Annotated in this window: 19 protein-coding genes; 14 read left to right on the top strand and 5 right to left on the bottom strand. The window is 62.0% G+C overall.

Going from position 1 to position 22,463, the window contains the following annotated elements:
* Nucleotides 1-713 precede the first annotated feature (713 nt).
* The 5 genes from IE125_RS10480 to cynS all read left to right on the top strand — a co-directional run bounded on the left by IE125_RS10480 (nucleotide 714) and on the right by cynS (nucleotide 6,427).
* Nucleotides 714-2,036 (top strand): NAD(P)/FAD-dependent oxidoreductase, encoded by a 1,323-nt coding sequence (locus tag IE125_RS10480; RefSeq protein ID WP_189444605.1) that lies wholly within the window; start codon nucleotides 714-716, stop codon nucleotides 2,034-2,036.
* Nucleotides 2,033-4,630 (top strand): nitrite reductase large subunit NirB, encoded by a 2,598-nt coding sequence (gene nirB, locus IE125_RS10475; RefSeq protein WP_189444604.1) that lies wholly within the window; start codon nucleotides 2,033-2,035, stop codon nucleotides 4,628-4,630. Before IE125_RS10480 ends, nirB begins: the two co-directional genes overlap by 4 nt.
* A complete protein-coding gene (gene nirD, locus IE125_RS10470) occupies nucleotides 4,627-5,025 on the top strand; it encodes a nitrite reductase small subunit NirD (protein ID WP_189444603.1) in 399 nt (132 codons plus the stop codon). Before nirB ends, nirD begins: the two co-directional genes overlap by 4 nt.
* A 91-nt stretch (nucleotides 5,026-5,116) precedes the next feature.
* Nucleotides 5,117-5,929 (top strand): formate/nitrite transporter family protein, encoded by an 813-nt coding sequence (locus IE125_RS10465; RefSeq protein WP_189444602.1) that lies wholly within the window; start codon nucleotides 5,117-5,119, stop codon nucleotides 5,927-5,929.
* 57 nt (nucleotides 5,930-5,986) lie between these two features.
* On the top strand, nucleotides 5,987-6,427 hold the full coding sequence (gene cynS / locus IE125_RS10460) for a cyanase (protein ID WP_189444601.1): 441 nt from the start codon (nucleotides 5,987-5,989) through the stop codon (nucleotides 6,425-6,427).
* A gap of 292 nt (nucleotides 6,428-6,719) precedes the next feature.
* Here the strand turns inward: cynS and IE125_RS10455 are convergent, their stop codons facing one another.
* Together IE125_RS10455 and IE125_RS10450 are read right to left on the bottom strand one after the other, a co-directional pair.
* On the bottom strand, nucleotides 6,720-7,568 hold the full coding sequence (locus tag IE125_RS10455) for an ion transporter (RefSeq protein WP_189444600.1): 849 nt from the start codon (nucleotides 7,566-7,568) through the stop codon (nucleotides 6,720-6,722).
* Between the two features lie 148 nt (nucleotides 7,569-7,716).
* Nucleotides 7,717-8,430 carry a DUF3581 family protein gene (locus tag IE125_RS10450; RefSeq protein WP_189444599.1) on the bottom strand — a complete coding sequence of 238 codons (714 nt, stop codon included), beginning with the start codon at nucleotides 8,428-8,430 and terminating at the stop codon, nucleotides 7,717-7,719.
* A 238-nt stretch (nucleotides 8,431-8,668) separates the two neighbouring features.
* Between IE125_RS10450 and IE125_RS10445 the strand changes: the two genes are divergently transcribed.
* The gene (locus IE125_RS10445) at nucleotides 8,669-9,205 is read left to right on the top strand and encodes a YchJ family protein (protein ID WP_189444598.1); all 537 of its coding nucleotides are present in this window, start codon (nucleotides 8,669-8,671) and stop codon (nucleotides 9,203-9,205) included.
* 191 nt (nucleotides 9,206-9,396) lie between these two features.
* Complete coding sequence (locus IE125_RS10440) at nucleotides 9,397-10,623, top strand: mechanosensitive ion channel family protein (protein WP_189444597.1); 1,227 nt, start codon at nucleotides 9,397-9,399, stop codon at nucleotides 10,621-10,623.
* A gap of 15 nt (nucleotides 10,624-10,638) precedes the next feature.
* Here the strand turns inward: IE125_RS10440 and pdxR are convergent, their stop codons facing one another.
* A complete protein-coding gene (pdxR, locus tag IE125_RS10435; RefSeq protein ID WP_189444798.1) occupies nucleotides 10,639-12,087 on the bottom strand; it encodes a MocR-like pyridoxine biosynthesis transcription factor PdxR in 1,449 nt (482 codons plus the stop codon).
* Nucleotides 12,088-12,254: 167 nt separating this feature from the next.
* On the opposite strand from pdxR, the gene IE125_RS10430 reads away from it, so the two are divergent.
* The 4 genes from IE125_RS10430 (at nucleotide 12,255) to trhO (ending at nucleotide 15,223) form a co-directional block, all read left to right on the top strand.
* Nucleotides 12,255-12,701 (top strand): GNAT family N-acetyltransferase, encoded by a 447-nt coding sequence (locus tag IE125_RS10430; protein WP_189444596.1) that lies wholly within the window; start codon nucleotides 12,255-12,257, stop codon nucleotides 12,699-12,701.
* Between the two features lie 4 nt (nucleotides 12,702-12,705).
* The gene (locus tag IE125_RS10425) at nucleotides 12,706-13,449 is read left to right on the top strand and encodes a GNAT family N-acetyltransferase (RefSeq protein ID WP_189444595.1); all 744 of its coding nucleotides are present in this window, start codon (nucleotides 12,706-12,708) and stop codon (nucleotides 13,447-13,449) included.
* A 3-nt stretch (nucleotides 13,450-13,452) separates the two neighbouring features.
* Complete coding sequence (locus IE125_RS10420) at nucleotides 13,453-14,145, top strand: FMN-binding negative transcriptional regulator (RefSeq protein WP_189444594.1); 693 nt, start codon at nucleotides 13,453-13,455, stop codon at nucleotides 14,143-14,145.
* Between the two features lie 121 nt (nucleotides 14,146-14,266).
* Complete coding sequence (gene trhO, locus IE125_RS10415; protein ID WP_189444593.1) at nucleotides 14,267-15,223, top strand: oxygen-dependent tRNA uridine(34) hydroxylase TrhO; 957 nt, start codon at nucleotides 14,267-14,269, stop codon at nucleotides 15,221-15,223.
* A 115-nt stretch (nucleotides 15,224-15,338) separates the two neighbouring features.
* Here the strand turns inward: trhO and IE125_RS10410 are convergent, their stop codons facing one another.
* The gene (locus IE125_RS10410; protein WP_189444592.1) at nucleotides 15,339-15,956 is read right to left on the bottom strand and encodes a YrbL family protein; all 618 of its coding nucleotides are present in this window, start codon (nucleotides 15,954-15,956) and stop codon (nucleotides 15,339-15,341) included.
* A gap of 99 nt (nucleotides 15,957-16,055) precedes the next feature.
* The gene (gene glnE, locus IE125_RS10405) at nucleotides 16,056-19,001 is read right to left on the bottom strand and encodes a bifunctional [glutamate--ammonia ligase]-adenylyl-L-tyrosine phosphorylase/[glutamate--ammonia-ligase] adenylyltransferase (protein WP_189444591.1); all 2,946 of its coding nucleotides are present in this window, start codon (nucleotides 18,999-19,001) and stop codon (nucleotides 16,056-16,058) included.
* Between the two features lie 311 nt (nucleotides 19,002-19,312).
* On the opposite strand from glnE, the gene IE125_RS10400 reads away from it, so the two are divergent.
* The 3 genes from IE125_RS10400 (at nucleotide 19,313) to IE125_RS10390 (ending at nucleotide 22,443) form a co-directional block, all read left to right on the top strand.
* Nucleotides 19,313-20,299: a Bug family tripartite tricarboxylate transporter substrate binding protein gene (locus tag IE125_RS10400; RefSeq protein WP_189444590.1), complete on the top strand. Its 987-nt coding sequence runs from the start codon at nucleotides 19,313-19,315 to the stop codon at nucleotides 20,297-20,299.
* A 72-nt stretch (nucleotides 20,300-20,371) separates the two neighbouring features.
* Nucleotides 20,372-20,908, top strand: coding sequence for a tripartite tricarboxylate transporter TctB family protein (locus tag IE125_RS10395; RefSeq protein ID WP_189444589.1), 537 nt, complete (start codon nucleotides 20,372-20,374; stop codon nucleotides 20,906-20,908).
* A gap of 2 nt (nucleotides 20,909-20,910) precedes the next feature.
* Complete coding sequence (locus IE125_RS10390) at nucleotides 20,911-22,443, top strand: tripartite tricarboxylate transporter permease (protein WP_189444588.1); 1,533 nt, start codon at nucleotides 20,911-20,913, stop codon at nucleotides 22,441-22,443.
* Nucleotides 22,444-22,463: the final 20 nt, after the last annotated feature.

Raw genomic sequence — 22,463 nt, 5'->3', positions numbered from 1 at the left:
GAGGCCTGACTCGCCATGTAGCGAGTCAGGCCTCTTTGCCTGCGTCCGAGCGAAGTGTATCGCCCGGCATCAGTATGTGTTTGTCGCGCCGATGATCGTTCACCTGGCGCGCCAGATGCCGTCGCCTTCATTGACGTCTGGCATCGTTGACCAACCCGGGATGCAACGGCGGGGCCAACGGACGCTTTTCCTTTTCCGCTCAATGATTTCATCGTTCGAGTCGACGATAGTTTGTCTCATCGAGGCAAGTCGGCAACCCATCGACGTCAACTGATGGTGCAAAAACCGCGCGCTTTGCACCAGGGAAGTTCAGCAGGCCTCGCTTTCCAAGCATTGCCGACTCGGTTTTTGGACTCAAAGTCTTGAATTACCGAGTCACGATCGACGCCTGGCACGCTCTTCGCTTGGTTTCGAGTGAATGGAGACATTGGCCAACGGCGGCCGTCGTCAACCTCAGGACCGACTCGCAGTGACGCGACGACGTCAGAGCCATTCCGTCTCGACCCCGCAGCGAAAGGCAATGCCCCGCTGCGAGAACCTGCGGACCCGAAAATGCCCATCCTGATCATTCAGGCTCTGGCCGTTCGGTCCAAGAAATTCAGGCAAAGGCGCCTGATGCCGCGAAGCCCCCGCTTCGTGTCATCAGGCGCTTTTTTTATGGTGTCGTTGCCCGGTTTCGCTATCGGCATGCGCCGCCCGAGAGGAGAACGAACATGACAGGGGAGATCGCTGCACCCTCGAAGCCGACGGCCGAATCGTCGGCGCCGATCGAACACCTCGTCATCATCGGCAATGGCATGGCCGGCCACCGACTGATCAGCGAGCTCGCCGGCCGTAGCGACCGACCGCGACGCATCAGCGTGATCGGGGAAGAGCCCGCCACTGCCTACAACCGTATTCTGCTGTCGCCCTGGCTGGCCGGCGAGATCGAACGCGAGGCGCTCGATCTACCCGTGCCTGTCGAGGCAGTGACATCGCATCTGAACGAGCGTGTGATCGACATCGACCGAAAGCACCGGACGCTTCGCACGCAGACCGGTCGAACGCTCGACTACGATCGGCTGGTAATCGCCACAGGTTCCCGCGCCACGCGCCCTGCGGTTCCCGGCACCGAACTCGCCAACGTGGGCGCTTTTCGCACTCTGGCCGACGCCGAGTGGATGGCGGCCCGCACCTCCGGCGATCGCGCCGTGGTCGTGGGCGGCGGCCTGCTCGGTCTCGAGGCGGCGGAAGGACTGCGCAAGCGCGGACTCGAGGTTACCGTGTTGCAGCGTGGCTCGCGGCTGATGAACCGTCAGCTCGATGCCACCGCCGCCGAATGGCTGCGCGAGACGCTCACGGCCCGGGGATTGAAGATCGAGACCGGAGCGACGTTGGCGCGCTGCGAGGGCGACGCCGAGGGCCGCGTCAGCGCGGTCGTGCTGAGCGACGGCCGCCGCCTGCCGGCGAACTGCGTGGTCTTTGCCGCCGGCATCACGCCCAACGTCGAACTCGGTCGCCAGGCCGGGCTCGTGACCGAGCGCGGCATCGTCGTCGATCATTATCTGACCACCAGCGACCCCGCCATTCATGCTCTTGGCGAGTGCTGCGAACACCGAGGGGCAAGCGTCGGCCTGGTCGAGCCGATCTGGCAGCAGGTCGAAACGCTCGCCGACGTGCTCTGCCAGCGCCCCGCCACGCCCTATGCCGCACGGGAGTGCGCAACCCGACTCAAGGTCGGCGGCATTTCGCTCTACGCCTTCGGGCCGACCGATGAGACACCCGGCGACGAAATACTCGCCTACGCCGACGCCGCTCTCGGTGACTATCGGCGCCTGCTGCTGCGTGACGGCCGACTCGTCGGCGCCGTGCTCTACGGCGATTCCGCCGACGGCCCGGCGCTCTTTCGTCTTGCCCAGTCGTCAGCCGTGCTCCCCGAGCCGCGCGACGCCCTGCTGTTTGGCGCCGCCGATCTCGATCCGCTATCCACGCCCCAGCCACTGGCCCAGAACCTTCAACGACAAAAGAACCTTCGACGACAAGAGGAGGCCGCATGAACGCCCCCGATAACCTGACCGCACCCCACTCCGACACCGCCCTGCCGCGTCTGATCGTGATCGGCAACGGCATGGTCGGCCACTACTTCCTCGAGCAATTGATAGAGACTGGCGTCCATCGCCGCTTAGCCGTCACCGTGTTCGGCGAAGAGCGCCACCGCGCCTATGATCGCGTCCACCTGTCGGAATACTTCGGTGGCCGCGACGCTGATTCGCTCTCGCTGAGCGAATCGGACTACTGCGATCTCAACGGCATCGAACTGCATCTCGACGAAGCCGTCACCGCGATCGACCGTGAGGCGAAGCGCGTCACCACGACTCGAGGCGAATACGCCTACGATCAGCTGGTGCTGGCGACCGGCTCCTATCCTTTCGTGCCGCCGATTCCGACGCTCGAGGAGACGACGGAGAGCCACGCGGCGCTGGTCTATCGCACGCTCGACGATCTCGACCGCATTCGCAATGCCGCCGAGTCGCTTGCCGAGCGCGACATTCGCCGAGGCGTGGTGGTCGGCGGCGGGTTGCTCGGGCTCGAGGCAGCCAACGCACTCAAGTCGCTCGGACTCGAAGCGCACGTGGTCGAATTCGCCCCACGCCTGATGCCGGTCCAGCTCGACGATCAGGGCGGCGACGCGCTCAGGCGACAGATCGAGGCGCTCGGCGTTGCCGTGCATGTCGAGCGTGCCACGACCGAGATCGTCAAAGGCGAGACCCACCGCTATCGCATGAACTTCGCCGATGGTGAGTGGTTGGAGACTGACCTAGTGGTCTTCTCCGCCGGCATTCGTCCGCAGGATCGACTGGCCCGAGAGAGCGGCCTGGCAATCGGCGAACGCGGCGGCGTGGTGATCGACGAAACCTGCCACACCTCGGACCCGGATATCTTCGCCATCGGCGAGTGCGCACTCTGGAACGGCCAGATCTTCGGGCTGGTCGCCCCGGGCTATACCATGGCGCGCACCGTGGCCGGCTGCCTGAGCGGCACCTGCGAGCCGTTCAGTGGCGCCGACATGTCGACCAAGCTAAAGCTGCTGGGCGTCGACGTCGGTTCCATCGGCGACGCTCACGCCAGAACCGAAGGCGCCGTGAGCTATCGCTTCATCGACGAAGCCGGCCACGGCTACCGGCGCCTGGTCGTCTCCGCCGACGGCAAGCGCGCCATCGGCGCCGTGCTGGTCGGCGACAACAGCTACTACGACACGCTTTTGCAGTACGTGCAGAACGCCATCAAACTGCCGGCCGATCCCGCCAGCCTGATACTGCCACAGAGCGAAGGCACACCACTGCTGGGCGCAGACGCGCTGCCGGAGACCGCAACGATCTGCTCCTGCCACAACGTCTCCAAGGGTGCGATCTGTCAGGCGGTCGAGGGCGGCTGCAGCGACCTGAGCGCACTCAAGGCGGAGACGAAAGCGAGCACCGGCTGTGGTGGCTGTACGGCGCTGTTGAAACAGGTTTTCGAGCATGAGCTCGAGAGTCGCGGCATCGAAGTGGACCGTAGCCTCTGCGAACACTTCGCCTACACGCGTCAGGAGCTCTACGGCATCGTCCGGGTCGAAGGCATTCGCAGCTTCGAGGCGCTGCACGAGCGCCACGGCAAGGGGCATCTCGGCTGCGACATCTGTAAACCGGCAGTGGCCTCGATCCTTGCCTCGTGCTGGAACGAGCCGATCATGGAGCCCTCGCTCGTACCGCTGCAGGACACCAACGACACCTTCATGGCCAATATGCAGAAAAACGGTACCTACTCGGTGGTGCCGCGCATTCCCGGCGGCGAGATCACCCCGGACAAGCTGATCGCGATCGGCGCCGTGGCCAAGAAGTACGATCTCTACACCAAGATCACCGGCGGTCAGCGTATCGATCTGTTCGGCGCCCAGCTCCACGAGCTGCCCGAGATCTGGAGCGAGCTGATCGAAGCCGGTTTCGAGACCGGCCACGCCTACGGCAAGTCGACGCGCACGGTAAAATCCTGCGTCGGCAACACCTGGTGTCGCTACGGCGTGCAGGACAGCGTCGCCATGGCGCTGACGATCGAGAATCGCTACAAGGGGCTACGCTCGCCGCACAAGCTCAAGTTCGCGGTCTCCGGCTGCACGCGGGAGTGCGCCGAGGCACAGAGCAAGGATGTCGGCGTGATCGCCACCGAGCACGGCTGGAACCTTTACGTCTGCGGCAACGGCGGCATGCGCCCGCGTCATGCCGAGCTTTTTGCAACGGATCTCGATGACGAAACGCTTCTGAAGACCATCGATCGCTTTCTGATGTTCTACATCCGCACCGCCGACCGCCTGCAGCGCACCTCGGTCTGGCGCGAAAATCTCGACGGCGGTCTCGACTATCTCAAGCAGGTCGTCCTGGAGGACAGCCTCGGCCTCGGCGATGAGCTCGAGACACAGATGCAGCACGTCGTCGATCAGTACGAGTGCGAGTGGGCCGGCGCCCTCAAGGACCCGGAAAAGCTCAAGCGATTCCGCACCTTCGTCAACGATAAACGTGCCGACCCGGACATCATCGCGGTTTCCGAGCGTGATCAGCCGCGTCCGGCCCGCCCTGAAGAGATCGCCAGCCTGGCGGTGGAGGTAACGTCATGAGCACGACCGCCACAGCGTCAGCCTCCGGCGAGCGCACAAAAGCGGGCATTCGCCTCTGCACGCGGCAAGACCTGGTCCCCAACTCCGGCGTCGTCGCCTGGCATGAGGGGAGCCAGATTGCGGTGTTCGCAATCCCCGCCGGGGCATCCACCGATCTCGAACTCTACGCCGTCGACAACCACGACCCGTTCTCCGGCGCCAACGTGATCGGTCGCGGCATCGTCGGTGAACTCGGGGGAGAGCTGGTCGTTGCCTCGCCGATCTACAAACAGCACTTTCGGCTGCGCGACGGCCAGTGCGTGGAGGACGAAAGCCGGCGGCTTCGCTGCTGGCCGCTCGCCTTCGACGGCGACGACGTCGTGCTACTGCAGGAGGACTCGATCGTTCGCGCCTGATCGCGTGGGCGCCACGCAGACCAAGACCCGAATCATGTTGTCGACCACTGCCAAAAACGCTTCATACACAATCACAATCGAGGAAAGCGTCATGTCCTATCTCGTTCCTGCCGAGTTCGTCACCAAGATGGTGGATACCGGCGAATCCAAGATCTTCATGTCGACCCGCGACACGGTGATCCGCGCCTACATGGCCGGCGCGATTCTGGCGCTGGCCGCGGCCTTCGCGATCACCATCACGGTGCAGACGGGCCAGCCGCTTGCCGGCGCGATCCTGTTTCCTGTCGGCTTCGTCATGCTCTATCTGATGGGCTTCGATCTGCTCACCGGCGTGTTCATGCTGACGCCGCTGGCGCTGCTGGACCGTCGCCAGGGCGTCACCTTCAACCGCGTGCTGCGCAACTGGGGCTGGGTCTTCCTGGGCAATCTTGGCGGCGCGCTGACGGTCGCCATCATGATGGCGTTCATCTTCACCTACGGCTTCTCGATCGGGCCGGGGGTCGTGGGTGAAAAGATCGCCGGCATCGGCGAGGCTCGCACGCTCGGCTATGCCCAGTACGGCGTGGCCGGCTGGTTCACGATCTTCATCCGCGGCATGTTGTGCAACTGGATGGTCTCGATGGGCGTGGTCGGCGCGATGATATCGACCTCGGTCAGCGGCAAGGTGATCGCGATGTGGATGCCGATCATGCTGTTCTTCTACATGGGCTTCGAGCACTCCATCGTCAACATGTTCCTGTTCCCTTCCGCGATGATCATGGGCGGCGGCTTCTCGATCGCCGATTACGTCTGGTGGAACGAGATTCCCACCGTGCTCGGCAACCTGGCCGGCGGCCTCGCCTTCACTGGCCTCACGCTCTATGCCACTCACGTGAAGACGGGCCCCAAGCGCAATCTGGTCTGACACCGCCACGGCAGCGCCACCCGGCGCTGCCTTTCTCGTCTTGCAGGAGCTGAACCCATGGACAAGCTGGAGATGCATCACACCCTGATGGCCGCCAAGGCACGCAAGGGCCTGAGCTGGGAAGACCTGGGCAGGGCCACCGGCCATTCCCCGGTCTGGGTCGCCTCGGCCTGCTACGGAATGAACAGCGCGCCGCCCGAAGCCGCGCGGAAACTGACCGAGGCGCTAGGACTGGACGACGACGTGATCGCTGCGCTCATGGCCTTTCCGACCAAGCAGTGGGACGGCGCGATCCCGCAGGACCCGCTGATCTACCGGCTCTACGAGATCGTCGGCGTCTACGGGCCTACGCTGAAGGATGTGATTCAGGAAAAATTCGGCGACGGCATCATGAGCGCCATCGACTTCGCGATGGACGTCGAATGCGAGGAGAACCCCCACGGTGATCGCGTGGTGGTGACGATGAGCGGCAAGTTCCTGCCCTACAAGAGTTGGTAGGTGATATAACGAAATGACGGGCAAAAAACCGCCGGGAGCGGTTTTTGACGCTGCAGGCGGCCCGACGGGTGGCCGCCATGGACGGCAGGCCACAAAAAAAGCCCGCGCAAGAGGGGGGATGCGCGGGCGAGGCGGGGTGTTACTAGGAGATGCGTGCTAGACGCGACTCGAACGACTGCAGAAACCTGAACGGCGACTGAGACTCATGGAGATGACAAATCAGTGACTTCGTTCAATGCAAAATAGATTAGCACCCTTATATTTTTAGCGCAATGCAAATGTGCTATCAGGGTCATCGTTCGGAGTTATCGTCATCGTGGGCCTGCGGCGAACGTCGCTCGTCGTGCGAACTCGACTCCCGTGTCGCCTGATGCAGCCCATTGAGTTCACGCCGGTGATCACGCAATTCCTGGCGCAGCGACTCGATCTCGGTCTGCAGGTCGCCCACCTGTTCGATCATATGCCGCATCATGCGACGGTTGGCCTTGTGCTGTCGCGCGTCAGAGGCTTCCTGGTCTTCGACGAACAGCGAGCTGATATACGCCGCAAAGCTACCGAACAAGCCGACGCCGCAGACCATCAGCAGTACGGCAACGACCCGCCCGAGCGTCGTGATCGGATAGTAGTCACCGTAGCCCACCGTCGTGACCGTGACGATCGCCCACCATAGTGCTTCTTCCGCCGTGTTGATCGGGCTATTCGGATTGGGGGTTTCCACCATCAGCACGGTCATCGCACCGAACACGACCAGCAGTACCGTTGCCGTCGCTGCTGAGGCAAGCACGCCTTCGGCGCGATTGCGAAACAGCAGCTGCCAGATCAATTCCAGTGATCGTAGCGCGCGCAGCACGCGAATGATCTGCACCACTCGCGCCAGCCGCGCCGCCTGAAACCAGCCGGCGGGAATACAGGCCAGCAGATCGAGCCACCCCCAACGCATGTATCGCCACTTGCTGGGCGCGCGATAGAAGCGCAGGCAGAAGTCGATGAAGAAGAAAAAGCAGACGACGTAATCCATGTAGCCGAACAGCTGCCGGATATCCGGCGGCAAGTCGAGCGCGACATCGGCGAGCATCGCGCCCAGTACATAGAAAGAGAGCGCGAGAATGAAGAATTGAAACGGTGTGACGTGTTCCTTCATGGCCGAGTCCTGGCAGGCGGATACCTCGACTTTACGGCGTGACGGAAGAGATCGGTGAACGAACGGTCACGGCCCAACGCTAGCGGAGATGCCAATCGATCGAGCCAGCGCCGATATCGGAGAGGCTCGCCCGACGCAACCGAGTGCATCAGGCGGAGCAGGGGTTGGCAGCTTTCAGCTGTGCAAAGCTGGTGACGAAAGTGTCCATCTTCTCGGCGTCGTAGTCCTGCAGCCCGCTGATCACGAGCTTCTTGGTGCCGACGCCCACGTGACGCCCGTGACAGCCCATGCGAAATTCGAGCATCGCTTCGCCCCGCTTGCCTTTGACGTCCAGCTCGGCACCGGCGAAATCGAGCTCGAGATCGCATGGGTCGTGATCCTCGAGGGAGAATCCCATGCTGTCGTAGATCACCAGCGGGCGCTGCGGGTTGAACATCACACCCTTCTCTTCCAGCAGCGGCTTGAGATAGTGCGGAAAGTTGCGCCCCGAGAAAGCCACATAGCGCCGCGTGAACGTCTCCACCGTCGCCGGATCTCGCAGCGTCCAGCCCTCACGCGTGACGCTGAGATACTGCTTGCCGGCGTCATCGACGACGCTGACGTTGCCCTCGGCGTCCTCGACGAAGCTTAGCGAGAGGCGATTGCCTACCATGCCGCAGAAGCGGAAGGTCATCCGCTGCGAGAGCCCGTAGCGAGACAGCACGAGCGCGAAGAGAAGATCTCCGGGAACGCAGAACCGGCGGGCACAGGGATCGTGAATGGGATTGAAGTCTCCCGCTATCTCACGCGCGAATCGGCTCGCCTGTTCGGCGCTGATGCAGACCCGCTCTCCTTCGGCAAAGTGAAACTCATCGAGAAACATAAGTGAATCGACCTACACGTCGAGTGGCTGGACGACAAAGTCTAGGCTGGCGCTCGCGATGCCTTCATCGTTCTACGCACGGTGCTTGCCGCACCCAGGCTGCTTACCGCAATCCGAAGCGCTGCAATGTGCCAGATGTCCTGAAAGCGCGATTTCGCGGCGCTGTTGTACCATAAGACCACAGTTGCGTCAGTGCGACATTAACATTCCGCGACAAATAATAGCGTAGTTTACGTCCATGTCTTATTACACAGTCTCTCAAGGTTCCGATGACACGCGATGTCCCTGCAACAGCGGTGAATATTACGACCGCTGCTGTGGGCGCTACCACAGCGGGCAGGCACTGCCACCAACGCCCGAGGCGCTGATGCGCTCTCGTTACACCGCCTTTGCGCTCGGCGGTCTGGGTCAATATCTCATCGACACCTGGTCGCCCGGGCATATCGACCCCGAATTGAGCGCAGCCGAACTGGATCGCCGCAGCAACGACTGGCTAGGGCTCGAGATCATCGAGACACAGTGCAGCGACAGCCGCGGCGTCGTGGAATTCAAGGCGTACTTCCAACCAATCGAAAACGGCCACGCCGCGGCGGCAGGACATCAAAGATTAGCACCGCACACTTTTCACGAGCGCTCTCGCTTTCGGATCGAGGATGGGCGCTGGCGCTACGTCGATGGCGTGCTCGACCCGCCACCGACCAATATCTCCCGTAATGCCCCCTGCCCTTGCGGCAGCGGCAAGAAGGCCAAGCGTTGCTGCCTGGGTCGAGACTGACCCGCCGCCAGCCGATGGCCAGTCATTGAAGCGTGGCGCCAAGTGCGAGCGTGGCGACAAGCGCACCGGCCGTCTAAGCTACCTATCGTTACGGATGCCATCACTCGACAGGCACTATCTGATAACCCTCACAGAAACCCCAAACCCTCGGCGCAGGGATTCGCGACCGAGTGCCTCGGAATCAGGGATGCATGAGAATTCACGATAGAATTACCGACTACGCCTCCGCGACCCAGAATCAGCTCAGCAACTGGCTCCACGTTCCCGGCTGGCTGCTGTTTCCCATCGTGCTTCTGGTCGTTGCCGTCATCGCGGATCTGGTGCTGCATGTTCTGCTGAAGAGAATGGAACAACGCCTGCGGAACTCTCCTAGGCGCTGGGACGATCCCATCATTCACGGCGTACGCACTCCGCTGCGCTGGTGGCTGTGGACCACGGCAATTCTGCTGGGTGCGGGTGCGGTCGGTGCACATTTCGAGATCAAGGAGCTGACCACGATTCTGACGCGCGGCGGGGCGCTGATCACCCTGCTGCTGTTCGCCTGGGGCGGCATTCGTCTGTTCCGACGCCTGGAGCAGCGCCTGGTCTTCCCACCGGTCAATTGCCATGCCAAGCCGGTAGATCCGACATCGGCTTCCGCGCTGACCAAGATCGTCGGCGCCGTGCTCATCGTCACGTTGATCTTGATCGGTCTGCAGATCCTCGGCGTCTCGATGTCCAGCATTCTGGCCATGGGTGGCTTCGGCGGGCTGGTCATCGGCTTTGCCGCACGCGATGTCATCGCCAACTTCTTTGGCGGCATGGTGGTGCATCTCGACAAACCCTTTGTCGTTGGCGACTGGATTCGCTCACCGGAGCGTCAGATCGAGGGCATCGTCGAGGACATCGGCTGGCGTCTGACCACGATTCGCACCTTCGCCGGCCCACCGCTCTACGTGCCCAATGCCTGGTTCAGCCAAATCTCGGTCGAGACGCCCACACGGATGGTCAGCCGACGGCTTTGGGAAACCGTCGGTATCCGCTATCAGGACGCCGACGCGATCGAGAACATCACCAATGACATTCGCAGTCATCTGCAGCAGCACGAAGAGATCGATCAGGACGAACTGATCACGGTCAATTTCTCCACGTTCGGTCAATATTCACTCGATATCATTGTCTACGCCTTCACCCGGGAGACCGACTGGCAGCGGTTCCATGAAATCAAGCAAGGGATACTGCTGAAGATCCGCGATATCGTGATCTCCCACGACGCAGAGCTCGCCATTCCCGCTTCACGCGTCTACCTCCCCGAAGGCATCGAGCGGGAGTCCTCTCGTCACCAGCGACAGACCGCAGACGTCGGATCGCAGCCTGCCGAACGCCGTGACAACGCGAAGCGACCGGGCCCCTCGGACGACGCCGACGGCGAGGCCTGATCGGCGACTAATGCATCAAACGTCTTCTGCCAGACCCAGCCACTGTTCGGCGAGCCATGACCCGGCCGAGGCGATTTCCGCCTCTGTCGCACCGGCGTAGCCGAGCACCAGCCCCGGCCGACCCGGCGGTTCGAGATAGTAACGGGAGAGCGGCGAGAGCAGTACGCCCGCTGCCTCGGCACGCGCCACCAGCGCCGACTCGAACTCGTGACTGGCAAGACTCGCCACCAGGTGCATGCCGGCCTGGCCTTCCGACAACTCGAGGCCGCGCTCGACCGCTGGTGCCAGCGCCTCGCGCAGGCAGGCCTGGCGTTGACGGTAACGTTCACGCATGCGCGCAACGTGGCGCGCAAAATGCCCCTCATCGATGAATGTGGCCAACGCCGACTGCACGACATACTGGCCTTCCCGATGGAGCCTGGCGTTGGCCCGCTTGAACGGCTCGATCAGCGCTTCGGGCAGCACCAGATAGCCGAGCCGCAAGCCGGGATAGAGCACCTTGCTGAAAGTACCGACGTAGATCACCGGGCCATTGTCGACCAGCCCCTGTAGCGAGGCGATCGGCGCGCTGGCGTAGCGAAATTCGCTGTCATAGTCGTCCTCGAGAATCCATGCCCGATGGCGCTGAGCGGTCTCGAGCAAGGCCACGCGACGCTTGAGACTCATGGTGACGCCGCTAGGATATTGATGCGATGGCGTCACGTAGATCAGCCGCGGTGAAGGCGCCGACGTCGGCAACGCCTCGAGATTCATGCCCTCGGCATCGACCGGCACCGGCACCGTATCGAGCCCGGCCGAGACGAAACACGACTGCGCCCCGCCGTAGCCGGGCTCCTCCAGCCATACCGCGTCGCCCACATCCGCCAGCAGCCGAGCCGCCAATTCGAAACCCTGCTGCGCCCCCTGCGTGATCAAGATCTGCTCCGGTCGGCAGCGCACCGAGCGAGACAGGCGCAGATAGTCGCACAGCGCCTCACGCAGCGCCGGCACGCCGCCCTGATGCTGATAGTCGTGCCACTCGAGCGGCGCCTGCTGCTGGTGTCGACGCAACAACCGCTGCCAGCGCTCGCGCGGGAACTGATCCAGCGCCGGCACGCCGGGCGCGAAGGCGGTATATCGATCGCTCAGCCCGGCGCTGAAATCGAGAATGCGCTCGCCCCGGGCCGAGAGGCTGAGCTCTGCCTCGCTCGGTGGCGCCGACGCCACGGAGATCGACGTGCGCCCGCTCGGGCGCCATTCGGCAACGAACACGCCGGCGCCTGGCCGGGTCTCCAGAAATCCCTCCGCGGTCAGACGTTCGATCGCACTCAGTACCGTATTGCGACCGAGCTTCAGCTCCCGCGCCAACTGACGTGACGAAGGCAATGCACTGCCGGCACCGAGCTCGCCGTTCTGGATCCATCCCCGCAGCGCCTGGTACAGACGCTGTGCGAGTGTCGCCGTCGATGGCGAGGCCAGACGCATGCTGAGTGCTTCGATGATCCAGAGGGGATGGGCATGAGAAGACACGACTGGTTCTCAAAAAATTGCGGATATTGGCTCTTACCTAGGAACCAGTTTGCCGACAAACTGGCTCGGCGTCATCTACCGATGCCGTATGGCAAGCCTATTTCCCAGCCAAGGAGCACCGCATGTTCCGCATTCGTCCGGCCAATCAAGACGATATCGATCAACTGGTACCGCTCGTCGATGGCTACCGCCAGTTCTATCGCCAGGCCAGTGATAACGGGGGCGCTCGGCGCTTTCTCATCGAGCGTTTGGACCAGGGCGACGCGCATCTCCTCATCGCCCTGGACGACGCCGACACCGCCATCGGTTTTGCCCAGCTGTTTCCCGTCCCCTCGACCACATCGCTCACCATGCGCTGGATTCTCAACGATCTCTTCGTCGTTCCCGAAGCGCGTCGCAGCGGCGCGGGCAGTGCGCTACTGAAAGCCGCCCACGAGCTGGCTGCCGATCATGGCGTTCCCCAGTTGATGCTGCGTACTCAGATCGAGAACCGCACAGCGCAGTCGCGCTATGCCGCACTTGGCTGGCAGCGAGATGACGCGTTCTATACCTACCTGCTGAGCGTTTGAGACCATGACCGCTACAACCAATGAATACGGCCAACCGATCGGCGACTCGCTCCCCGACTGGCAACCGCCGGCATGGCCGAACGGCGATACGTTAGAGGGTCGGCTCTGCCGTGTCGAAGCGCTGATTCCTGAACGCCACGCCTCGAGTCTATGGCAGGCGTGGTCGGTGGCCGACCCGGCGGTTCCAGCGGATGCGGACGGCAAGGCGCGCTGGATCTATCTCGGCGGCCGGGCGTTCGACGATCAAGCCGGATGTGAGCGGTGGCTGGAGGCAATGACCGCCGACGAGAGCCTCGTCTGCTATGCCATCATCGATGCCGCCAGTGGGGATGCCGTCGGCATGGCGACCTATCTGCGAATCGTCCCCGTCGATGGTGCCATCGAAATCGGCCATCTGAGCTTTTCGGCCCGAATGGCCAGAACGCCTATCTCCAGCGAAGCGCTGATGTTGATGATGACGAACGCGTTCGCGCTAGGGTATCGCCGCCTGGAGTGGAAGTGCGATGCGCTGAATGGCCCCTCACGACGGGCCGCCGAGCGACTCGGGTTCCAGTTCGAGGGCATCTTCCGCCAGCACCGGGTCGTTCAGGGGCGCAATCGCGATACGGCCTGGTTCTCGATCCTCGATAGTGAATGGCCGATGATTCGTGATTGCCACCGGCGCTGGCTCGCAACGGAGAACTTCGATGCCGATGGACGCCAGCATCAGTCGCTGTCGACGATGACGGCTTTCGTGCGAGGGCGCTGAGCCATGTATCATCCGGGCCAATTTCGACTGGGCGACACCGAGGAGATCCGTAAGCTCATCGAGCGATTCCCCTTCGCCAACTTGATCACGCAGTCGGCGACAGGCGAGATCCAAGCCGACCATCTACCGCTCGTGCCGGCGCCCGCGTGGGCGTCTGGCAACCAGACACTCTGGGGGCATATCGCGCGAGCCAATCCCCTGGCCGCGGATACCGACGAACGGCCGGCAATGGCGATCTTTCACGGCGCGCAGACCTATATCACGCCGAGCTGGTATCCCGCCAAGCGGGAGCACGGCAAGGTCGTTCCCACCTGGAACTACGAGATCGTGCATGTCCGCGGCCGGCTGCGCCTGATCGACGATCCCGCCTGGCTGCAACGTGCTGTCGGTCATCTTACCGACCGTTTCGAAAGCGAGCGTGATATGCCCTGGTCGATTGACGATGCCCCGGCGGATTTCATCGGCAAGCTGTGTCACGCCATCGTCGGTCTCGAGCTGACCATCGAGCGCGTCGAAGGCAAGCGCAAGGCGAGCCAGCACAAGTCTCTCGAGGAGCGCGAGTCGATCCGCCGTGGCCTGGTTGACGAACGAGGTTTCGATGCCATGAAGGCCGCTCGTCTGAGCGGCATGGATCGAGACTCGTCATCCGCGACCGACGAGCAGTGCCCGACGAGCAGTGACCGAGAGGGCCTTTGATCTCGTCACGCCCCCCTGGACGCCATCGTCCAGCGGCGTACAATGCGCGGCGATTCCCTCGGCATGCACGATGCCGCCACCCGGTCCGCCCTTTGCGAGGGCGACAACCTGGAGCTTCAAGATGTCATCCCACGATCCCTCGATCGTCGTCGCGGCGTTGTATCGCTTCGTCACGCTCGACGACTACGCTTCCCTGCGAGCCCCCCTGCTCGACGAGATGCAGCGCCTCGATGTCAAAGGCACGCTGCTGCTGGCCAATGAAGGCATCAACGGCACCGTATCCGGCACTCGAGAGGCCATCGATGGTCTGCTCTCCTGGCTGAAGCAGGATGCTCGGCTTCACGACGTCGATCACAAGGAGTCTTACTGCGACGCGCATCCGTTCTACCGCACCAAGGTCAAGCTCAAGCGCGAGATCGTGACCATGGGCGTGGAGAATGTCGATCCCAACCATCGCGTCGGCACCTACGTGGAGCCCGAGCAGTGGAATGCGCTCATCGACGACCCTGAGGTGCTGGTGATCGACACGCGCAACGATTATGAGGTCGCCATCGGCAGCTTCGAAGGCGCGGTCGATCCGGAAACCAAATCCTTCCGCGAGTTTCCCGATTACGTTCGCCAGCATTACGACCCGACTCGCCACAAGAAAGTGGCAATGTTCTGTACGGGCGGTATCCGCTGCGAGAAGGCTTCGAGTTTCATGCTGAACGAAGGCTTCGAAGAGGTCTTCCATCTCAAGGGTGGCATCCTCAACTACCTCGAGAAGATGCCGCAGATCGAGACCCGCTGGCGCGGCGACTGCTTCGTTTTCGACAACCGCGTCACGGTTCGCCATGATCTGAGCAAAGGTGAGTACGAGCAGTGCCACGCCTGCCGGATGCCGATCTCACGCGCGGACCAGGCCTCCGACCACTATCTGCCAGGCGTGAGCTGCCCTCATTGTTGGGACTCGCTACCCGAAAAGACACGCGCCAGCGCCCGCGAGCGCCAGAAGCAGATCGAACTCGCCAAGGCGCGCAACGAACCGCACCCCATTGGCCATGATCCGCGGCAGCCGCGGAACGACAAACCGGCCTGAGATGACGATGGGCGCATCGCCGCGCCCGTCAGACGCGCCAACGCCCCGCCAGCAAGAATGTCGGGGCGTTGGCTTGTCGATACGCAAAGACAATTGAGTGGCGCAGAGGCAGGCGTCAGCGCATGCAGCCTACCAGTTTTTCGCCATCCGACGCTGGCAGCAGACCGTAACCGCCGAGCTTGAGGAAGAAGCGTCGCATGCGGCGATCGATCTTCTGACGAGCGAACCACGGCCAGACATTGGCCAACGGCATCAGGTCGGGATTGGAAACGCCGTCGATCAGCCAGAGCTTGACGGTACCGTCGAATCGACGCTGGCAGACGATGTTGCGATCGTTGATATCCGAGGGAACGATCCAGTTGATGCGCAAATATCGGTAGAGCGCGTGCAGCTCATCGAGAAAGGCCTGGCTGGCGAGCCACGATGCATTGCGGCCATCTCGGGACTGGCGCAGCGTCGGCGAGACTTCGCCGTCCTCATCGGCGATCAGCGCGAAGACCAGCCCTTCTCCGTGATCGGTGTCGAGCGTGCCGAAATACTTCGGTACGTGGCGCCAATCCTCCAGGCCTCGGCGCTCCAGCCCTTCGAAGTAGTGCTTCTCGCGCTCGTTCTGCCGGCTGCCACGCTCGGGAAAGCGCGCCACCTTGATGCAACGATCCGGATGGTCGGGATGGCGGTAGACCGCTCGGTCGTTACCGTGAGCGATCTTGGTGGCGTTGGCGAGGGAGAGCATCAGCGTCGGCTCCGAAGCATTATGACGTCTTCATTAAGACATTATTATAGCTTAATGAAACGCTGTTCGGAAATTAGACTTTCCGTTCGTGCCACGTGCTCATGCACTCGGGCCCGCTTCCATCCAGCGCTGCCAGGCGGCTTTCACGATGTCTCGATGCTTGGCGTAATCCGCCTCGCTGACGAGGCTCCCTCGTTTGGCCAACGCTGCGCGATGGCCGGCATCCCGATAGGCCAGATAGGCGGCCTGCAGCTCGCGCGCCCGGGCCTCTTCCAGTCGGCCACTCTCGATCAACCCGTCGAGCAGCCGCATGTTATCGGTGACCTCCAGTAGCGACGGCTCTTGCGAAGCCAGCGCCAGCACGGCGAACTGGTTCATGAACTCGATATCGACCAGCCCACCCGCATCCTGCTTGAGGTGGAACTGGCCCGCCTCACGCGCGTCGCCTCCACTGCCCAGATGTTGGCGCATGCGCGCACGCATATGAACGACCTCGTCACGCAGCTCGGCACAGTCTCGCGTACGCCCGAGCACTTCCCGGCGCAGGGCCTCGAACCGCTCGGCGAGCACCTGATCGCCGGCGATGGCTCGCGCTCTGACCAGCGCCTGATGTTCCCAGGTCCAGGCCTCCCGGCGCTGATACTCGGCGAACGCCTCCAGCGTGGAAACCAGCAGACCGGCGTTGCCGGAAGGCCGCAGACGCATATCGACCTCGTAGAGCGTGCCGCTCGGCGTGGTGGCCGTAAGCAGATGGATGATGCGCTGACCGAGACGCGTGAAGAAGACGACGTTATCGATCGCTTTCGGGCCATCCGTACTCCCCTGCGGGGCCGCGTCGTACAGAAACACGAGGTCGAGATCCGAGCCATAGCCGAGCTCGATGCCCCCGAGCTTGCCATAACCGACGATCAGAAATGCCGCGCGCTCGGCCTCGGCGCTCGGGCGAGGATTGCCGTAGCGCGCCGTCAGCGAGCGCCAGGCTCGCTGCAGCACCGCATCAAGCACGACCTCGGCGATCGCCGTCAGGTAGTCGCTGACTTTCATCAGCACGCGGGCACCGGCAATGTCGGAAGCGGCCACACGCAGTACCTGCGTCTGCTTGAACACGCGCAGGGCCTCGAGCCAGCTCTCCTCATCGTCCTCCGGAATACGCGTCAGCGCCTGACGCAGCTCGTCGGCAAGCTGCGCCTTGTCCGCCGGTGAGTAGAGCGTCGCCGGTGTCAGCAGCTCATCGAGCAGGATCGGGTGACGTGCCAGCTGCTCGGCGATCCAGGGGCTCGACGCGCAGAGCCGCACCAGGGATGGCAGTACCTCCGGGTTCTCGCGCAACAGGGACAGATAGGCCGTGCGCCGCAGTACGGCCTCGAACAGCGGTAACACTCGCTCGAGCGCCAGGGTCGGCGACTCGCTTCGCGATGCGGCCGAAAGCAGCAGCGGCATGACTGCCTCGAGGCGCTCGACGCCAATGCGCTGCATCGACCGGACGCCGCGAGAATCCCGGAACACGCCGAGACGACGATAGGCCTCCGGCCCATCGAACCCGGCCTGCGCCATTAACGCCTCGGCGGCGTCGCGCTCGAGTTCGCCCTGCCAGAGCTGACACCAGCGCTCCACGTCATCGATCTCGTGCGGCGTATCTGTTTCAGAGTCCGGCTCGGGATCGGCGATGACCGCATCGAAGTGACAGCGTACCCGCTCACGACAATCGGCCAACGCCTGCCGCAGCGTTTGCCAATCCGACAGGCCGAGCGCCATCGCCAGTCTCGCCTGGTCGTCCGGATCGTCGGGCAGCATCTGGGTCTGCCGATCGTGCTGGCACTGCAGGGCATGTTCGAGATCGCGCAGAAAGAGGTAGTCCGCGCCAAGTTCATCGATGACCGTTGAAGGCAGCAGCTCAAGCGCCACCAGCCGACTCATCGCTTCGCGCAACGATGTCACCTGCAGCTCGGTATCACGACCGCCACGGATCAGCTGGAAGGCCTGAACGACGAACTCCACCTCGCGAATGCCGCCGCGCCCCAGTTTGATATTCTCGTCGCGACCCAGGCGCTGCACTTCACGATGGATCAACGCCTTCATCTCGCGTAGCGACTCGATCGCACCAAAGTCCAGATACTTGCGGTAAATGAAAGGCTTGAGAAGATCCAGCAACTCATGACCGGCGGCGAGATTGCCCGCTACCGGCCGCGCCTTGAGCATCGCGTAACGTTCCCATTCGCGACCCTGATCCTGGTAATAGCTGGTCAGCGTATTGAAGTTGCCGACCAGCGGACCACCGTCACCGAGCGGTCGAAGACGCATATCGACACGGAACACGAAGCCGTCCGCGGTCATCGTGTCCAGCGCCGCGATCAGTTTCTGACCCAGTTTCGTGAAGTACTGCTGATGATCGTAGGTGCGCTCGCCGCCCTGCGTCGTACCGCGTTCCGGAAACGCGAAGATCAGATCGATATCCGACGACAAGTTGAGTTCGCCCGCCCCGAGCTTGCCCATACCCAGCACGACAAGACGCTGCGGCTGGCCATCTTCCCGCGCCTGAGGCCGACCCCAGCGCGATTCGAAATGGCACTCCAGCCAGACCAGTGCCTGTTCTAGACAGGCCTCCGCGAGGTCGGAAACAGCGCCCGCCGTCTGCCACATATCGGCACCATTCAGATCGCGCCAGATAATGCCGAGCATGCGCGCCTGGCGAAATCGCCGCAGCCCGGCATGCAGCGCTTCTTCGCTCTCGGCCTGGCCGAGAGACGACTCGAGCGAAGCATCGAGCCAGCGCCGCTGCGGGCGTCGAGACAGCTCGCCGCTTTCGACGAGCGACGACAATAGCGCCGGGTCGCGCAACAGGGTCTTGCAGGCAAATTCAGATAGCAGGCAGGTACGGCAGAGCGCCCGGCGCGCTTCGCTGTCGAGCGATTCCCAACTCGCCAATGCCGCCGCCGATGCTTCCGACCGCAAGCTTTCCTCCATTCGCCTTCGCGTATCCTGCCAGACCGATGCCAAAGCGGGCGGAATGTCCATTTCGGGAAACCAGGACTCAGGCAAAGACATTGAAGGACTCCAGATCATCAATCGCGCAGACATTGGGAGCAGCTTAACCAAATCCCCCTCTCAGCCCCAACTGACTCGGTTCAGACATCGTGCCGACTGGCGGCGACCCATGAGACGTTAGTTCAAGGATTAGACAGAGGTCGAAAAGCCATAAAGCGGGTTAACACCAATGTTGTATTACATCGTATGAACAAACCGGATAAAACTCGTCTGTGTCCGACCTCTGAGCAAAAGCGAGGCAGGTCTGTCCGTCAAGATCAACAAATGCCTATCGACCTCCCGACAAAAATTCATAACGCCAGCGAGACGCCATGAAACTCACGACACTCTCCGTAGGATTGACCCTGGCCTGTTCCACCATGCTGCTGTCAGGCATGGCACAGGCCGATTATCCCAACCGCGATATTCGAGTCATCATTCCCGGTGCTGCGGGAGGTGGTACCGATGCCATCGTGCGCAAGATATCCAGCATCGCCGAAGAAGATCTGCCGGTCTCCATTTACGCCGAAAACGTCGAAGGCGGGATGACGGCAACCGGCATGATGCAGCTGATGAAATCGCGTCCAGATGGGCAAACTATCGCTGCCATTACCTACGATAGCATCATCACGATTCCATGGAAGAACATGCTTCCAGGCTTCGACATCGACCAGATGCGCATGATCGCTCGCATCACCAGTGAGGCGGATGCCATCACGGTACCCGAGAATTCACCTTACAAGACCTTCGACGACTTGATCGAAGCCGCCAAGAAAGATCCGGAAAGTATTCGAGTCGGCATTCAGAATCTGGGCGCGAGAACACACCTGACACTTCTGCAGTTGCAGGAAATGACTGGCGCGAAGTTCAAGATCGTCTCCTATCAAAGCAGTGCTGCCTCGCAAAAAGAGGCTCTACTCAATGGCGAAGTCGACGCGGTCGTCACCAGCCTGGGCGATTTAGCCCCACTGATCGAATCGGGCCAGGCAAGGGGACTCGTCGAATTTTCCGACACGCAGAATGCGGGATTTCCGGATGTGCCGCCGGTGACCGAAACCGATACCGGCCTAGATCTACAGATGGGTAGCTTTATCGTTCTTGTCGCACCGGCGCGCACACCGGATGACGTGGTCGAGAAGCTCGAGACCACCTATCACAACGCCTACGAGAGCGACGAATTCCGGCAATGGCTCGAGAAAATCGGCGTCACGCCGGCCTGGCTTGGCGCCGATGACGTGACCCAATGGGCACAGGATACACAGTCGCAACTCTTTACCACCATGGATGATCTCGTCGACAAGGGCGTGCTGGAAAAATAGCAATTGCCTACCGACCAACCAGCGCTGCCATCGGCATCGACGCCAGGCAGCGCTTTCCCCAAGGGTGTCGACATGTCACTGAACACTGCTTCTCGCCGTGCCTCTCGCAGCAGGCCGCTAGGCGGAGCATTCCATGTTCCCATGGTGCTCGCCGTCATTACTCTCATTTATCTGATCTCGGCGATTCGTCTCGGCCCGCCGATGAGAGACGGCAACATGACAGCCTCTTTCTTCCCCATCGCCATCGGTGTCGTGATGCTGCTGGCGCTGGCAGCGGCAATGGCTCATGCCATTCGAGGCTCTCGCGGTGTTACAAGAGCGAAACCAGCGGCCAGCGATGATGCTCCGGCCGCACGGCAATATCTGGGTCTTTCCTCCGGTGCCATTGGCGTCATCTTACTGACTGCCGGCTATCTACTGGCGTTCGATATGATCGGTTATTTCGTATCGACGTTTTTCTATGTACTGCTGCTTTGCTCGCTGTTTGGTGGCGGATTCACCAAGGGACTGGTAAGTCGAATCATTGCGGCAGTGGTCATCACATTGGCCGGATACCTGCTGTTTGAAATCATTTTCCAAGTCCGTCTTCCAACTCTGTGGAGTCAGTGACAATGGACTCGATATCAGGACTTCTGGGAGGCTTCGCCGCCCTCGCCAATCCCGAAACGCTGCTCTACATGATCGGGGGCTTTCTGATCGGAACTTTCTTTGGTGCAGTTCCAGGATTGACCTCGGTGCTCGCCATCGCATTACTGCTGCCATTGACCTACAGCCTCGATGTCACAACGGCACTCGTCGCCTGTGCCAGCATCTTCATGGCCGGAATGTGCAGTGGCAGTATCACGGCAACCACCATCAATATTCCCGGCGCCCCCTCTTCGATGATGACCGCGCTCGAGGGCTATCCGATGCAGCAGCGTGGCGAGGGGGCCAAAGCGCTGGGACATGCCGCGCTGGGCTCCATGATCGGCGGATCACTGGGCGCGTTACTGCTCATGGTCATGGCACCATTGGCAGCTGATGTCGCGCTACTGATACGCACGCCCGGCAAGTTTTCTCTCATTGCCTTCGCCTTGATCGTCATCATCATCGCTCAGCGTGGTTCAGTGACCAAAGGCATGATCGCGACCCTTCTAGGCCTCATGGTTGCCACTATCGGTATCGATGTCGTTCAACCCTTGGCCCGTTTCACTTTTGGTAGCAGTGTATTGATTCAGGGCATCGACATGATGCCGTTGATCATCGGAACCTTCGCCATCAGCGAGCTACTGATTCAGGCCGATAGCCGTAGCGATCGCACCGTTGATCCCAGCAAGATCCAAGCCGCCAAAGTGCGACGGAGAGACTTCATTCCCCCTTTCTCCGAAGTTCGCGAAATCGGGATGATGCGCTATCTGAAGAGCGCGGTAATCGGCTACGCCGTGGGAATCCTCCCCGGTGCTGGCGGCTCGATGGCGGCGTTCGTCTCCTATGCCGAATCGATGCGCTCGTCCAAGCATCCCGAGCGGTACGGCAAGGGTAACCCCGAGGGCATCGCCGCGGCCGAGTGCGCCAACAACTCGATGTGCGGCGGCGCCTTCGTGCCCATGCTGACGTTCGGCATTCCCGGCGACCCGACCACCGCTATCGTACTTGGCGTGCTGGTGATCAACGGCTTACAGCCCGGCCCGCAGTTCATGACCCAGCAGCTCGACCTGATCGCGCCGATGTTCGCCTCGCTGTTCGTCAGCGCCCTGATCCTGATTCCGCTGACGCTCTACCTGCTCGGCCCCTACTTCCTCAAGATCGTCTCGATCCGCCGCGACGTGCTCTACTCGAGCATCGCTATCGTTGCGCTGGTCGGCAGTTACGTGGCCACTTACTCGACGTTTCAGATGGCGCTGGCGCTGGTCTTCGGCATCCTGGCCTACTTCCTGCGCAAGCAGAACTATCCCAGCGTCTGCCTGCTGCTCGGCTTCGTGCTCGGCCCCAGCCTCGAGGAGTACTGTCGCCGTTCGCTCTCCATCAGCGACGGCAATCCGCTCATCTTCGTCACGAGTCCCGATAGCCTGTTCTTCCTCGCGCTCACCCTGGTGTTTTTCTATTTCATGGTGATTCGTAAACCAAAGACTCGGCTACCTCAGGCAGAGGCATCGGAAACCTGACAATCGACGAATCGCCGACG

It is taken from the genome of Salinicola rhizosphaerae (assembly GCF_014652715.1).
GTDB lineage: Bacteria > Pseudomonadota > Gammaproteobacteria > Pseudomonadales > Halomonadaceae > Salinicola > Salinicola rhizosphaerae.
The sequence above is the reverse complement of the archived record's forward strand: the minus strand, read 5'-3'. Positions and strand labels throughout refer to the sequence as shown.

Bases quoted from the DNA above. Each gene is read 5' to 3' on its own strand.
- IE125_RS10480 (WP_189444605.1), top strand. From the start codon at position 714: ATGACAGGGGAGATCGCTGCACCCTCGAAGCCGACGGCCGAATCGTCG.
- nirB (WP_189444604.1), top strand. From the start codon at position 2,033: ATGAACGCCCCCGATAACCTGACCGCACCCCACTCCGACACCGCCCTG.
- nirD (WP_189444603.1), top strand. From the start codon at position 4,627: ATGAGCACGACCGCCACAGCGTCAGCCTCCGGCGAGCGCACAAAAGCG.
- IE125_RS10465 (WP_189444602.1), top strand. From the start codon at position 5,117: ATGTCCTATCTCGTTCCTGCCGAGTTCGTCACCAAGATGGTGGATACC.
- cynS (WP_189444601.1), top strand. From the start codon at position 5,987: ATGGACAAGCTGGAGATGCATCACACCCTGATGGCCGCCAAGGCACGC.
- IE125_RS10455 (WP_189444600.1), bottom strand. From the start codon at position 7,568: ATGAAGGAACACGTCACACCGTTTCAATTCTTCATTCTCGCGCTCTCT.
- IE125_RS10450 (WP_189444599.1), bottom strand. From the start codon at position 8,430: ATGTTTCTCGATGAGTTTCACTTTGCCGAAGGAGAGCGGGTCTGCATC.
- IE125_RS10445 (WP_189444598.1), top strand. From the start codon at position 8,669: ATGTCTTATTACACAGTCTCTCAAGGTTCCGATGACACGCGATGTCCC.
- IE125_RS10440 (WP_189444597.1), top strand. From the start codon at position 9,397: ATGAGAATTCACGATAGAATTACCGACTACGCCTCCGCGACCCAGAAT.
- pdxR (WP_189444798.1), bottom strand. From the start codon at position 12,087: ATGCGTCTGGCCTCGCCATCGACGGCGACACTCGCACAGCGTCTGTAC.
- IE125_RS10430 (WP_189444596.1), top strand. From the start codon at position 12,255: ATGTTCCGCATTCGTCCGGCCAATCAAGACGATATCGATCAACTGGTA.
- IE125_RS10425 (WP_189444595.1), top strand. From the start codon at position 12,706: ATGACCGCTACAACCAATGAATACGGCCAACCGATCGGCGACTCGCTC.
- IE125_RS10420 (WP_189444594.1), top strand. From the start codon at position 13,453: ATGTATCATCCGGGCCAATTTCGACTGGGCGACACCGAGGAGATCCGT.
- trhO (WP_189444593.1), top strand. From the start codon at position 14,267: ATGTCATCCCACGATCCCTCGATCGTCGTCGCGGCGTTGTATCGCTTC.
- IE125_RS10410 (WP_189444592.1), bottom strand. From the start codon at position 15,956: ATGCTCTCCCTCGCCAACGCCACCAAGATCGCTCACGGTAACGACCGA.
- glnE (WP_189444591.1), bottom strand. From the start codon at position 19,001: ATGTCTTTGCCTGAGTCCTGGTTTCCCGAAATGGACATTCCGCCCGCT.
- IE125_RS10400 (WP_189444590.1), top strand. From the start codon at position 19,313: ATGAAACTCACGACACTCTCCGTAGGATTGACCCTGGCCTGTTCCACC.
- IE125_RS10395 (WP_189444589.1), top strand. From the start codon at position 20,372: ATGTCACTGAACACTGCTTCTCGCCGTGCCTCTCGCAGCAGGCCGCTA.
- IE125_RS10390 (WP_189444588.1), top strand. From the start codon at position 20,911: ATGGACTCGATATCAGGACTTCTGGGAGGCTTCGCCGCCCTCGCCAAT.